Genomic DNA, 13,310 nt, shown 5'->3' with positions numbered 1-13,310 from the left:
AATAATGTTTTTAATTTTAAATTATAGAGAAGAATTAGATCAAAATCGTGGCGGAATTGTGTTCGGAAATGTACATACTGCTAATGGCCACCATTTTTGTATTTCATGCAGCGAGATGAAAGCTAAGGTTGCTGTAACAAAAAAAGCCAGGTCAATCACATTGCGATTGACCTGACTTTGGTAAATGGAAGTATTATTTTTTTACTTCTACTTTTTTGACTGTATAGGTATAGAATAGTTCTTGTTCAAGGCTTTTTTTTCCTTCATCCTCACTTGATATCTTTGCAGTTAACGGGAAATTAGCTTCATTGTAGGTGTAGGCTATTTTAAATAAAAAATCGTCAGATGCCTTCGTGTAGGTGATATTATTTGGAAAAATGTAAGATAAAGGCATATACTTGATTTCATCAAATAGTACTGTTGTCAAATCAAAAGGCAAGTATTTGAAAGGATTGTTTTGATTGTCGTATTCTATTTGCATGGGTTTTGTTTGTGCTGTATTTTTAATACCAGCCAATTGATTTTTATTGTTGTATGTATACGTGAACTCGAGGTTTTGAGGTTCTAGGCTAGAATTCGTAAATTGTTTTTGCGCATTATGCGTAAACAGATGCTCATAATTACCATATTCTCCTAGAGAATTGTATTTTTTTAATAGGTCATCTTGGTACGTATAGACAAAGGAATCATTGAACATATTCCCCCCCGTTAGAAGTAAAGAAATCAATTGATTTTTTTCATTGAGCTTGTGTTCAATTTTACCTTGAGAGGTTGACACAATTTGACCATCATTGTAGAAGGTCATTTTGTTGGTCGCATCAGAAAGATTTAAATTGTCATCATAAACAAAATTTAAATTGACCGTGTAATCGTGAATGGCAGCACGCTCAACTGTTCCATCCTCATGCATGATTTCATCTTCTCTGTAGTGTTTTGATTCAATACTAGAAACAAGATATAAATCTTCATAAACTGGCCCCTCTGGTCCTTTTGGTTCTTTGCTGCTGTCGTCTGAGCTGCATCCAATCATGGCGAGAAGAAAACTCGCAAGTACAATAGTTTTAATCGCTTTATTCATAAGTTCAATTTATATGGGATAAAGATACTGTATTTTAATTATAGTTAAAATAAAAGTATTTAAAATTAAAATATGTTAATAATATAAGATGTTGTTTTTAATTTTAAATTATAAAGGAGAATTAGATCAAAATAATAGGTAGGCTAGGGCTTGGAAAAAGAAAATTTTATAAAATTTATTATATTCGTTGCAATTGGGTTGGCTTGTTTCGGTTTTCTACACGATTAGTCAGAATAGTTAAGGGTTTCTGATTTATCCATGAACTTGTTGAAAATATGGAAATCTAATCGACTGTTTTTCATGGGGGAAAACCTAAATTATTTTTTTCAACTCCCTCAAGTTTTATATATTTGCCCTTATTTAATTTGATTCTAAATAAAAATAAGACAATATATGTTGAGAATTACGTTAGTTCTTATACTCGTACTGCTGTCTTTTTTGTCCATTTTCGTGGGGGTGAAAGATATTTCAATTTTTGATATACTACGTTTATCAAAGGATGAATTGCTTGTTATTTTCGTTAGTCGTATCCCTCGAACCATTGCCGTATTGATAGCGGGTATTGGAATGAGTATCTCGGGTTTAATTGTACAGCAAATCTCCTTAAATAAATTTGTTTCTCCAACCACTATGGGAACTTTAGATGCGTGTAAAATGGGAATTTTGTTTAGTATGATTCTCTTTCCCAATGGCGGTTTGGTTTTTAAAACGATTTTGTCTTTTACCATCGCCTTGTTGGCAAGTATTGTCTTTTTGCGTTTAGCGAGTAAAATTAAAGTCCAAAATGTGATTTTTATTCCGCTTATCGGAATTGTCTTTGGAAACATTCTTAGCGCTATTGCTACGTTTTTTGCTTTTCGCTATAACCTAGTTCAAAATATGGACGGTTGGATGATGGGCGATTTTTCTTCTATCTTAAAAGGAAATTACGAAATTCTATATTTGGGCGTATTGGTGGTTGTTCTTTGTTACCTATATGCGAATAAATTTACCATTGTCGGACTCGGGGAGGATGCAGCTACTAGTTTGGGATTAAACCCTAAGCGCATCATGTACTTAGGTTTAGTCTTTGTTTCCATCACTTCTACTGTAGTTGTACTAACGGCGGGAGTAATTCCTTTTTTAGGATTGATTGTACCCAATATTGTCAGTCTAATCTTTGGAGATAATTTACGTAAAACTATTAGCTACACGGCTTTAGTCGGTGCTATTTTCCTTTTGGTTTGCGATTTACTTAGCCGCACCATCATTGCGCCTTATGAAGTGCCGATTGGTTTAACCGTAAGCATTGTAGGGGGAGTCGTGTTTTTATATCTAATCCTAAAAAAGACAAAACATGCCTAAAAATAAACTAATCACCCTTTTACTCATAGCGCTATTACTTAGCGTAGCGATTTATATGTTCACTTTCACTGGAACAAAGTTAGATTATGTCTTACCGCGTAGAGGATTTAAAGTACTAGCCATGCTCTTGGTTTCTTTTGCCATTGGGTATTCGTCAGTGATCTTTCAAACGATTACGGCAAACCGCATTCTAACGCCTTCCATTATGGGATTTGATTCTTTCTTCTTGTTGTTGCAATCTCTCATTGTTTTGTGGTATGGCGATCGAACGTTTCAAGTATTGGGGTCAGAATGGAATTTTGCTATATCCGTTGTTTTGATGATGGTCTTTGCCTTAATTATGTACTTTGCGGTCTTTAAAAGAGAGAGCAAAGGCTTGTATACGCTGCTCTTAGTCGGGTTGTTAATAGGTACTTTGTTCAAAAGTGGTTCGTCTTTTATTATGTTATTGATTGATCCTAATGAATTTAGTATGATTCAAAATGCGATGTTTGCTTCTTTTGAGCGTATCAATTTGAAACTTTTAGGTATTGCAGCCGTGATTTTAGTAGCAACCATGGTTTATGGTATTCGTTATTTTAAATCCTTGGATGTAATTAGTTTAGGCCGTGAAAATGCCATTAGTTTGGGAGTAAATTATCATAAGGTGGTTCGTGCCAACCTCATTATGATTTCCATCATGGTAGCTGTATCAACTGCTTTAGTTGGCCCTATTACCTTCTTAGGCTTGTTGGTAGCCAATTTAACCTATGAATTAGTAAAGAAAAATAATCATGCACTCGTGGTATTTACCTGTTGCTTGTTGACGTCTGTCACGGTAATTGGGGCCCAATATCTCGTTGAGCATTTATTTAATATGACAACAACAGTAAGTATTATCATCAACTTCGTAGGAGGAGTGTATTTCATTTACCTACTGTTAAAAAGTAATAAAGTATGATTCAAGTCAATCAAGTATCCAAATCGTATGGAGAGAAACTGATTCTAAATCAGGTATGTGTGAGTTTTCCCAAAGGAAAAATCTCGTGTTTTATTGGAGGAAATGGCACAGGAAAAAGTACGTTATTATCAATTATTAGCCGTTTAGTTTCTCGTGATAAAGGAGAAATTAACTTATTAGACAAAGAGGTATTAAGCTATACCAATGAGGATTTTGCGCAGCGATTGGCTATTTTAAAACAAAGTAATAGCCCAAATATTCGGTTGACCGTAAAGGAACTTGTTTCTTTTGGGCGTTTTCCACATTCCAAAGGAAGACTCAAAAAGGAGGATCACCTAAAAATAGAGGAAAGTATTTCCTTTATGGGATTAAAGGAAATTGAAGACCAGTTTATTGATGAATTGAGTGGCGGACAACGACAACGTGCATTTCTCGCTATGGTATTAGCCCAGGATACAGAATATATCTTGTTGGATGAACCGTTGAATAATCTCGATATGAAGCATTCTGTCGAAATTATGAAAACCCTACGGGAATTAGCAGATAAATTTCAAAAAACTATTGTGATTGTCGTACACGATATCAACTACGCAGCAGCGTATGCTGATTATATTGCTGCAGTAAAAAACCACCAAATCCTGTATTTCGGACCAACGAATGAAGTGATTACGGAAGAAAAAATGAAAGATGTTTTCGATATTGATATGAAAATTATCGATAATGGAGACCACAAAATTTGTGTCTATTTTAAATAATTTATAAAACCATCGTTATGAGTAAATTTATGATTAGCTGCATAGCAGCCTCCGTTTTTTTATTTGTTTCTTGTAAAGAAACGAAGAATGAAGAACAAAATTCAGCAACTGAATCAACAGAAGTAGTTACTGTTGATCACCTATCGGGTACGTCTGAAGTAAAAGTAAATCCTAAAAATGCTGTTGTATTAAGCTATGGGATGTTGGATACATTTGATGAATTAGGCATTCCAGTAAAAGGAGTACCTGGATCAAACTTGCCTGCTTACTTATCTAAATACAGCGATGCTGCCTATGAAAATGTAGGGGGAATTAAAGAACCAAATGCAGAAAAAGTAAATGCAGCTGATACAGAGTTAATCATTATTGCTGGACGTACAGCAGCAATGTATGACGAATTCAAAAAAATTGCGCCTACAATTAATTTAGATGTAGATGCAAAAGATTATATGAATTCATTCAAGAAGAATCAACGCATCATCGGTAAGTTATACGGTAAAGAAGAGCAAGTAGAAGAAGAATTGAAAGATATTGATGCACGTATTGCAAAAATTAAATCAATCACGGAAAATTCAGATAAAAAAGGATTGATCGTCTTAGCAAACGAAGGGCGTATGAGTTCTTACGGAAAAGGATCTCGTTTTGGAATTATCCACGATGTATTCGGATTAAAACCAGCAGATGAGAATATTGAAGTGGCTACACATGGTCAAGTGATTTCTAATGAGCTAATTAAGGAATTAAACCCTGATTACATCTTTGTGATTGACCGTGGAGCAGCGATTAAAAGAGCAACATTAAACAAAGAAGAGTTTGCTAATGCTTTAGTACAACAAACGAATGCATATAAAAACGATAAAATTATCTTCTTAAATCCTGAAACTTGGTACTTATCAGGAGGGGGATTAAAATCAATCAAAATGATGATTGAAGAAGTGGAAAATGCAGTAAAAGAATAAGTAAAGTTGTTGTTAATTTCACACGAATGAAAACGAGTGGGTTGTATAGGTATAACCCGCTCGTTTTTTTATGTTGTAAAGTAGAGGTTCTATTCGTTTTAGGGAGGAAGAATGGAATAGACTAGAGTGAATGATCTAAAGTTGTCATACACCATAAAAAAAGGAGGCGATCGCCTCCTTTTTTTGTATCTCGTTAGATTAGAACTGACGAACAGTTTGTCTTATCGCTACTAGTTTAGTCATTAAGTTTTCGAAGTGATCCAAGTGTAGCATATTTGCACCATCACTTTTAGCCTCTGCTGGATTGAAGTGTGTTTCTAAGAAGATTCCATCTACACCTACAGCAATCCCCGCTTTGGCAACCGTTTCAATGAGATCCGGACGACCACCTGTTACCCCGCTGGATTGATTGGGTTGTTGTAGTGAATGGGTAATATCCAAAACGGTAGAAGCAAATTGTTTCATCGTTGGAATTCCTCTATAGTCAACAATCATATCTTGGTAGCCAAACATAGTTCCACGATCTGTAACCATAACATTTTCATTGTGGCAGTCTAAAACTTTTTGTACAGCGTGCTTCATGCTCTCTGGACTCATGAATTGTCCTTTTTTTAAGTTGACTACTTTTCCTGTGTTAGCCGCAGCAACTACTAAGTCCGTTTGACGTACAAGAAAAGCGGGAATTTGTAAAATATCTACATATTCTGCAGCCAAAGCCGCGTCGGATGATTCGTGAATATCAGTAACCGTTGGGACACCGAACTCTTTTCCTACTTTTGCTAATATTTTAAGTGCTTTTTCGTCGCCAATACCTGTAAAACTATCAATTCTAGAGCGATTTGCTTTTTTAAAAGACCCCTTAAATACGTAGGGAATTTGCAATTTGTCCGTTACTTTGATGATGTGTTCTGCAATGCGCATCGCCATTTCTTCACTTTCAATAGCACAAGGACCAGCCAATAAAAAGAAATTATCAGCTGCTGTATTTTTTATTTGAGGTATATTTCTGATATCCATAATAATCGTGTGTTAGTATTATTTTCGTTTTGATTTGCCTTTTTGCTTTTTCACTTTCACCATTTCTGGTTTTTGTGCTGCAGCTTTTATTTGGTCGTAATTTTTCGTCTTTAAAAAGTACGAAATAATAGTAGTAAAGATAATACCAAATGAGAGATTATTCATCACGCCATTTCTTAAAAATAAGTCAAAAGAAGCGTTTTTCTCTGCCTCTTCAATACTCATTTTTGCATCGTGAATCAAGGCCTGTTCTAAGGTTTCCATAAAATGGGGACTCACTTGATTGAAGGTGATGAATTGTACAATAGGAAAAAACAACGTAATCATAATACACATGACCAAACCTGTCATAAAGGCTTGTTGCCACTGCATTACATCGTTAAAATAGTCTTTTTTCTTTTGACGAATACCCAGCCAATAAAAAATAAAGAGTAAAAAACTGAAGAGCATTTCGTGAAGAACTTCAAAACGTACTTTTTCTGTGTGGAATCCCATCGATTTTCCTATAAACATCCAAATTAATGCAGCCAAGGTGGCCAGAGCAGCCCATTTGAATTCAATAGAGAATTTTTTCATTGTATAAGCTTAAAGTATAATCCTTCAAAAGTAAAGTTTTTATTTTATAGGCTAAAATATATTTTTTTCTAATTTTTTTTCTTAGATTTAATAGAAAGTATGGAAAAAGAAAATAAAATAACCACTATTTTGTAAATTAATCTAGTGAAAAAAACAATTAGTTATGAAAACGCTTATTTTAATTCGACATGCAAAATCATGTTGGGACACGATTACAGAGGATAAGAATAGACCTATCTCTAAAGATCGCGGTGTACAGGATGCACTTTTAGTTTCTCAGGCTATAGGAGCGCTTTTGCCTGATCGTTTTATTATTTGGACGAGTACCGCTAAACGCGCCAAACAAACTGCTGCTCTTTTCTGTCAAAATCTAGAAATCAACTCCACTTATGTCATTGAAAAAGAAGATATTTATACTTTCGATGTCAAGAAACTGGCGCGAACGATAAAAAAGTGTGAAAATGCACATCAAGCATTGATTATTTTTGGACATAATGAGGCTATCACGGATTTTGTTAATAAATTTGGTATGGTTTCGATTGATAATGTACCCACATCGGGAGTGGTCGTGATGGACTTTCCTCAGGATGATTGGAAAGAGATTAAAAACGGAACCGTAATAAGTAAAGTTTTTCCTAGAGATTTAAAATAAAAAATGAATACAACTACTGTAACACCTAAATACTATTATGTGGATCGTGAGAAAAGCTGGTTGGCTTTTAACGAACGCGTTTTACAAGAAGCTGGAGATACTTCTGTTCCTTTACTTGAACGTTTGCGTTTTATCGGAATATTCTCCAATAATTTAGATGAGTTTTTCAGGGTGCGTTATGCCACCATCCGCCGTATGGTATTAACGGGTGAAAGTAACCGCCGACTGGGAAGTGGTGTAGTGGTTAAAGATTTGCTTACCCAAATAACCAATCGCGTAATTGTCTTGCAAAGTGAGAGTTTGCGCATTTTGGCAGAAATTGAAAAACAATTGGAAGCCGAAAAAATTTTTATACTCAATGAAAATACCATCAACGAGAAGCAGAAAGCCTTTGTTAAGGATTATTTTATACATACGCTATCGCACGATTTAGTAACGGTGATTCTAAGTGATCTAGCGCCTTTCCCTTTGTTGAGGGATACACATGGCTATTTGGCGGTAAAGCTCGAAGTAGATGAAGAATTGCGCAGTACGCGTAGTAAAGCTAATAAACGCGAAAAAGGAACGCGTTATGCTATTATTGAAATCCCCAATATCGTCAATCGATTTGTCGAATTACCTTCCGATGATGACAAGAAGTATATCATTCTCATCGACGATATTATCCGAGATAATCTATCTTCTATCTTTAGTATTTTCGATTATAAAGCAGAAAAGGCTTTTATGATTAAGATTACTCGAGATGCGGAACTAGGAGTGGATACAGATTTGCACAAGTCTTTTGTGGAAAAAATTTCTAGCGGAGTGCGCGATCGAAAAGAAGGAGAAATTGTGCGTTTTGTGTATGATCAAGAGATGGATCAAGACTTATTAGATTATTTATTAGAGAATGTGGAGATTGAAATGAATGACAGTATTATTCCTGGAGGACGATACCACAATCGACGTGACTATATGAGTTTCCCCACGATGGGAAGGTTAGACTTAACCTACCCCAAACAAATACCCGCAGCAGTGCGTGATTTGGATATGGAAGATAGTATCATTCAACAATTGCAACAAAAAGATTACTTAATCTATACTCCTTATCAGTCTTTTTCCTACCTGGTGCGTTTGTTGCGCGAAGCCGCTTTGGACCCACAAGTGTTATCCATTAAAATTACTTTATATCGCTTGGCAAAAAACTCGCAGATTATCAGCTCGTTGATTAATGCAGTAAAGAATGGCAAAAAAGTAATTGCGCAGATTGAATTACAGGCACGTTTTGATGAGGCGAGTAATATCTACTATTCTGAACTGATGCAATCAGAAGGAGTGCATTTAATTTTTGGAGTAAAAGGACTGAAAGTCCACAGTAAGATTTGTGTGATTGAGCGATTAGAAAATAAAAAAATAAAGCGTTACGGTTTTGTTTCTACCGGAAATTTTAATGAGAGTTCCGCTAAAATATACACCGATGTCACTTTGCTAACCGCTCATAATCAAATTATGAAGGATGTATCGAAGGTGTTTGAATTCTTGCAAGTGAATTATAGAGTCCACAAGTATAAACACTTATTGGTATCACCTCATTATACGCGATCAGGATTTTATAAACTAATTGACCGAGAGATTCGCAATGCCAAAAATGGGCTACCTGCTTCCATTCGCCTAAAAATGAATAGCTTGTCCGATTTGCGTATGGTAGATCGTTTATATGAAGCGAGTAATGTTGGGGTTAAGGTACAATTGATTATTCGTGGTATTTGCTGTTTAGTGCCTGGAATCCCAGGGATGAGCGAAAATATTGAGGCTATTAGTGTAGTAGATCGCTTCTTAGAGCATTCGCGCATATATATATTTGGTAATAACGACAATCCAGAGGTGTATATTTCTTCTGCGGATTTTATGACGCGAAACTTAGACGAACGAGTAGAAGTAACCTGTCCGATTTACGATGATCGCATCAAACAAGAATTAATCGAGACCTTTGAAATTAGTTGGAAAGGCAATATTAAAACGCGTGTACAATCGGGAGATTTATCCAATGCTTATAGAGAGAGAAAGGGTGAAGCGGATTTTCAATCTCAAAAAGAAATGTACCGCTATTATTTAAATAAAGTAAAAGCGTAGTTCATGCTAAAGATAAAAAAATATGCGGCCATCGACATTGGTTCAAATGCGATGCGTCTGTTAATCATGAATATTGTAGAAACCAAAGGAAAAGATCCTGTGTTTAATAAAAGTTCACTGATTCGCGTACCGATTCGCTTGGGACAGGATGTGTTTACACAAGGAGAAATTAGCGTAGAATCAAAACGACGCATGATTGAGGCTATGCAAGCTTTTTATTTGTTGATGCGTGTCAATAAGGTGGATCGCTTTATGGCTTGTGCAACCAGTGCAATGCGAGAAGCTGATAATGGACAAGAAGTTGCGGAGGCTGTTTTTGCTGCATCAAAAATAAAAATTAATATTATTGATGGGGAAAAAGAGGCTATGATTATTGCTTCTACAGATTTGAAAAATTTCATCAACCAAACTAAAAACGTGATGTTCGTTGATGTGGGCGGTGGAAGTTCAGAGTTTACAATTTTCAAAGAAGGAGTGCCTTTAGCCTCTAAATCTTTCCGCAATGGTACCGTTCGTTTATTGAATGATATGGTATCTAAAAGCGTGTGGAATGATATTCATACTTGGGTCAAAGAAGAGACAAAGGACTTGCAGGATTTGATTGTAATTGGTTCAGGAGGTAATATCAATAAGGCCTTTAAAATGTCAGGTAAAAGCCAAGAAAAACCCTTGTCTTATAGCTATTTGAATCAACAGTTAACCAAGTTGACAGAAATGACCTATGATGAGCGTATTGCTATTCTCGGTTTAAATCCAGATCGAGCGGATGTAATTATTCCTGCCTTGCGCATTTATACCTTTGCTATGAAAGCAAGTAGTGCCAAACAAATTTATGTACCTAAAATTGGAGTTTCTGATGGAATTGTAAAAGCCATCTATTTTTTACAAATTCCCTTGCCCTATCAAACAATCGAATACGAACAATTCTCTCATTAGTTCTGGTCTTAAAAAGACATTATAAGGCGTAAAAACAGTTGAAAGGCAAACTGTTTTTGCGCCTTTTTTTATCGTATTCTACCGAGGGATAACTTTTTTTTATTTGTGTTAGTAATTGAAAACGACTGATTTATCTTTTTGTTTAGTACCCGTATAACAATATGTACAAGCTCAAATAATGCGGAGGAGGTTGTTTTTTATTCGTTAGAATCAGTTTTTTTTATTCGGACAAAAGAGACTATTCTCTTCCTTTTTATAGATTTAAAAAAGGAAGAGAAAGAGGAATAAATTTCCCTTTGAATACCTCCTATATTTTTCATTTCTTTTTCATTTTTTTCTCTTTCGGAGACTTTTTTAGGGCAAATAATATTTTTTACTGTGATTTTACTTAAAAATTAGATTGCTTAAACAGTAATATTTACAAGAAGTGAAGTAACTGACAAAAAGTGATTTAATTTTCTTAGGTCTCGAATATGTTGTGTTAAAAATCGCATTTTGAAGGTGCTCGCTTAGACCAATCTGATACTATATCATTTATTTAGAATTATTCTATATTAACAATTCACTTTATAATTAATAAATTATAATTAATTAAAATCATTTTTGGCTATTAAAAATGATTTTGATGTAAAAATATAGCTATATATGTATTTGTATTGCGAATTATGTAAATTTGTATAGCAATTCACTGATAGAGAATATTAATCGATTGATTGATGAGAATTGGAATCTTTTACACGTTCCTTTTACTTGTAAAAAAATTAAGTTAAACGCTTTACAATTTTGGATAAACGAGATAAAGAATTAATAGCATAAGATTGGAGTTTTCCAACTACTGTGCGGAAAGTGGGACACCTCATTAGGCGAATTTTTTGAGAAAAGCGTGAGCAAAGCTAATTGAGCATAAAAGATTGTAGGATTTTAAAAAAAGAAAAATGATATAATAGAATAAAAAAGAAGCGAAGAAAAGAAAAAGAAGAAAATATGTCACAAACAAATGATGTTATACGAAGGTTAAAGCAACTGCTTGGCTATAAGAATGATCAAGAGTTAGCTGAGTTATTGGAAATCAAACCCAATACTTTATCCTCTTGGAAAATACGCGATACCTTGCGCTACGACAAAATTATTGCGTTATGCAGAAGACAACGAATTGATTTAAATGATTTGTTTCTGGTGTTTCCTAATATAGGATTAAATATAAATTTTGAACATAGACGGGTAAAAATGATTTCCGTTGACCATCAAATCGAGTATTTTTTAGATCCAGTAAAGTGTGGTGCTTCCGCACCAGTCTGTGCATTTCCAACCGAAGATGCAATTGATATGGCTTTTCAAATTGGAGTGAACAATATGTATCCGACACTTAAAGTGAGTTCCTATGTGCTAACCAAGCGAATCGATATCCATCAAATGAAGCCTTGGCAATTGTACTTAATGGTAATCAAAGGCAAGGGGATTTTGTGCTATCGATTTAAGCGATCTACCGATCAAGGGGAGTTAGTGTTTGTCAGTGACAATCCAACCTTTGACAACCTGGTTATTAAGACAGAGGAGATTAGGGAGATTTTTTGTATTCGAGGGGTATTTCTACCCAATATCAAAAACCTCTCCTAAGTAAAAAATAAACAACCATATCCTATGTTTATAGTATGTAGAAGATAATGTCAGAGAGAAAATAAAAGCGCGCGGTATTTTCACTTACTCACTATCACTAGTTAAAGAACAATTCGTTCTGTTTTCATAAAAATCCTTTAAACCTGGGGGAGTAATCCCAATGTTACATTGCTTGATGTCTTGTTTTTAAAAACAAGTCAACAAGGGATAGGAAACGCATGCACCTAACTGAACGTTGCTAGCTATCTCGCAGGCCTTGTTTCTCCTAGGAATATAGTTGAATGAAACACGAGAATGAGGGAGGATTAAACGATACAGGGATTATCCAAATAGGACGAGCATTTCCTTGTATTTAAGTACGATTTAAAAACAAAAAAAATTAAAAAAAGTAGAATATGATAAGAAAATTTATTCCATTAATTGCGCTTGTTTTAAGTGGCTCAGCTATGGCCCAAGTAGGGATTGGAACGAAAAAAGCTGCTACTGCATCACAGTTGGATGTGGTATCCACAGACAAGGGGGTTCTTTTACCTCGAATTAAATTAAACAATATTCAGGATCACTCCATGATTGCTGGAGACATGGTTGAAAGTTTACTTGTTTATCATGTTGGGAGTCCTACTATGGTAGCTGGATTCTATTATTGGAAAGATAATGCTTGGACGCTTTTACTTTCTGGTGATACCTTCATCGATAGAAAAAACAATACGTTTACTATTGGTTTAAATCCTAATAAGAACGATGAAGAGTCTTTAATTATTACAGATACAGAAAACCATAGCGTGTATTTGTCAATCGCAGAAATTGCGAACAACAGTACGTTTGTAACGAATTTGGTAGAAAACCAAGAGTTTATCACCAAGTTGGGGGATAATATTGATTTTGTTAATCACATTACGAATAACAATGAGTTTATTGAGAACATCATCAATAAGCTAAAAGGAAAATACGGAAACGTACAGTATAATGCGGTAACCAAAAAATTCTTTTATTACGATGAGCAAGGAAATGAACATGAAATTGATTGGAGCACATTGAATACGGTAAACGTGAGTTTTACCTTAGTGAATGATCGATTAGTTGTTACAGATTCAGCTGGAAATGCAGTATCTCTTGCAGTCGAAGAAATTGCGAACAACAGTACGTTTGTAACGAATTTGGTAGAAAACCAAGAGTTTATCACCAAGTTGGGGGATAATATTGATTTTGTTAATCACATTACCAACAACAATGAGTTTATTGATAACATCATCAATAAGCTAAAAGGAAAATACGGAAACGTACAGTATAATGCGGTAACCAAAAAATTCTTTTATTACGATGA

Annotated in this window: 11 protein-coding genes and 1 pseudogene; 9 read left to right on the top strand and 3 right to left on the bottom strand. The window is 34.8% G+C overall.

Annotation, left to right across the window (positions count from 1 at the left end; genetic code table 11):
* Positions 1-193: 193 nt before the first annotated feature.
* On the bottom strand, positions 194-1,078 hold the full coding sequence (locus ACLJX0_RS14320; RefSeq protein ID WP_410881369.1) for a hypothetical protein: 885 nt from the start codon (positions 1,076-1,078) through the stop codon (positions 194-196).
* A gap of 393 nt (positions 1,079-1,471) precedes the next feature.
* On the opposite strand from ACLJX0_RS14320, the gene ACLJX0_RS14315 reads away from it, so the two are divergent.
* From ACLJX0_RS14315 to ACLJX0_RS14300, 4 genes are read left to right on the top strand one after another with little or no spacing between them, the layout of a single operon-like run.
* Positions 1,472-2,422: an ABC transporter permease gene (locus tag ACLJX0_RS14315; protein WP_410881367.1), complete on the top strand. Its 951-nt coding sequence runs from the start codon at positions 1,472-1,474 to the stop codon at positions 2,420-2,422.
* On the top strand, positions 2,415-3,362 hold the full coding sequence (locus ACLJX0_RS14310) for an iron chelate uptake ABC transporter family permease subunit (protein WP_410881365.1): 948 nt from the start codon (positions 2,415-2,417) through the stop codon (positions 3,360-3,362). The genes ACLJX0_RS14315 and ACLJX0_RS14310 overlap by 8 nt, the downstream gene beginning before the upstream one ends.
* Positions 3,359-4,117, top strand: coding sequence for an ABC transporter ATP-binding protein (locus ACLJX0_RS14305; RefSeq protein ID WP_410881363.1), 759 nt, complete (start codon positions 3,359-3,361; stop codon positions 4,115-4,117). Before ACLJX0_RS14310 ends, ACLJX0_RS14305 begins: the two co-directional genes overlap by 4 nt.
* 17 nt (positions 4,118-4,134) lie before the next feature.
* Positions 4,135-5,076 carry a siderophore ABC transporter substrate-binding protein gene (locus ACLJX0_RS14300; protein WP_410881362.1) on the top strand — a complete coding sequence of 314 codons (942 nt, stop codon included), beginning with the start codon at positions 4,135-4,137 and terminating at the stop codon, positions 5,074-5,076.
* Positions 5,077-5,274: 198 nt separating this feature from the next.
* On the opposite strand, the gene kdsA is transcribed toward ACLJX0_RS14300, so the two are convergent.
* Both kdsA and ACLJX0_RS14290 read right to left on the bottom strand, forming a co-directional pair.
* A complete protein-coding gene (gene kdsA, locus ACLJX0_RS14295) occupies positions 5,275-6,093 on the bottom strand; it encodes a 3-deoxy-8-phosphooctulonate synthase (protein ID WP_410881360.1) in 819 nt (272 codons plus the stop codon).
* Between the two features lie 18 nt (positions 6,094-6,111).
* Entirely contained in the window at positions 6,112-6,669 is a 558-nt protein-coding gene (locus ACLJX0_RS14290; protein ID WP_410881358.1) for a DUF4199 domain-containing protein, read from the bottom strand.
* A 163-nt stretch (positions 6,670-6,832) separates the two neighbouring features.
* On the opposite strand from ACLJX0_RS14290, the gene ACLJX0_RS14285 reads away from it, so the two are divergent.
* The 5 genes and pseudogenes from ACLJX0_RS14285 to ACLJX0_RS14265 form a co-directional block, all read left to right on the top strand.
* Positions 6,833-7,321, top strand: a complete 489-nt coding sequence (locus tag ACLJX0_RS14285) for a SixA phosphatase family protein (protein WP_410881356.1) — start codon at positions 6,833-6,835, stop codon at positions 7,319-7,321.
* 3 nt (positions 7,322-7,324) lie between these two features.
* Positions 7,325-9,433: a polyphosphate kinase 1 gene (ppk1, locus tag ACLJX0_RS14280; RefSeq protein ID WP_410881354.1), complete on the top strand. Its 2,109-nt coding sequence runs from the start codon at positions 7,325-7,327 to the stop codon at positions 9,431-9,433.
* A 3-nt stretch (positions 9,434-9,436) separates the two neighbouring features.
* Entirely contained in the window at positions 9,437-10,369 is a 933-nt protein-coding gene (locus ACLJX0_RS14275) for a Ppx/GppA phosphatase family protein (RefSeq protein ID WP_410881352.1), read from the top strand.
* 984 nt (positions 10,370-11,353) lie between these two features.
* Positions 11,354-11,986 (top strand): helix-turn-helix domain-containing protein, encoded by a 633-nt coding sequence (locus ACLJX0_RS14270; RefSeq protein ID WP_410881350.1) that lies wholly within the window; start codon positions 11,354-11,356, stop codon positions 11,984-11,986.
* A 395-nt stretch (positions 11,987-12,381) separates the two neighbouring features.
* Positions 12,382-13,310: pseudogene (locus ACLJX0_RS14265) on the top strand (hypothetical protein); the annotation flags it as partial.

Origin of the sequence: Myroides sp. DW712, assembly GCF_046557355.1 — a bacterium.
Taxonomy (GTDB): domain Bacteria; phylum Bacteroidota; class Bacteroidia; order Flavobacteriales; family Flavobacteriaceae; genus Flavobacterium.
This window is presented reverse-complemented; position numbering and strand designations above follow the sequence as displayed.

Coding starts and splice junctions, on each gene's coding strand:
- ACLJX0_RS14320 (WP_410881369.1), bottom strand. CDS start 1,078: ATGAATAAAGCGATTAAAACTATTGTACTTGCGAGTTTTCTTCTCGCC.
- ACLJX0_RS14315 (WP_410881367.1), top strand. CDS start 1,472: ATGTTGAGAATTACGTTAGTTCTTATACTCGTACTGCTGTCTTTTTTG.
- ACLJX0_RS14310 (WP_410881365.1), top strand. CDS start 2,415: ATGCCTAAAAATAAACTAATCACCCTTTTACTCATAGCGCTATTACTT.
- ACLJX0_RS14305 (WP_410881363.1), top strand. CDS start 3,359: ATGATTCAAGTCAATCAAGTATCCAAATCGTATGGAGAGAAACTGATT.
- ACLJX0_RS14300 (WP_410881362.1), top strand. CDS start 4,135: ATGAGTAAATTTATGATTAGCTGCATAGCAGCCTCCGTTTTTTTATTT.
- kdsA (WP_410881360.1), bottom strand. CDS start 6,093: ATGGATATCAGAAATATACCTCAAATAAAAAATACAGCAGCTGATAAT.
- ACLJX0_RS14290 (WP_410881358.1), bottom strand. CDS start 6,669: ATGAAAAAATTCTCTATTGAATTCAAATGGGCTGCTCTGGCCACCTTG.
- ACLJX0_RS14285 (WP_410881356.1), top strand. CDS start 6,833: ATGAAAACGCTTATTTTAATTCGACATGCAAAATCATGTTGGGACACG.
- ppk1 (WP_410881354.1), top strand. CDS start 7,325: ATGAATACAACTACTGTAACACCTAAATACTATTATGTGGATCGTGAG.
- ACLJX0_RS14275 (WP_410881352.1), top strand. CDS start 9,437: ATGCTAAAGATAAAAAAATATGCGGCCATCGACATTGGTTCAAATGCG.
- ACLJX0_RS14270 (WP_410881350.1), top strand. CDS start 11,354: ATGTCACAAACAAATGATGTTATACGAAGGTTAAAGCAACTGCTTGGC.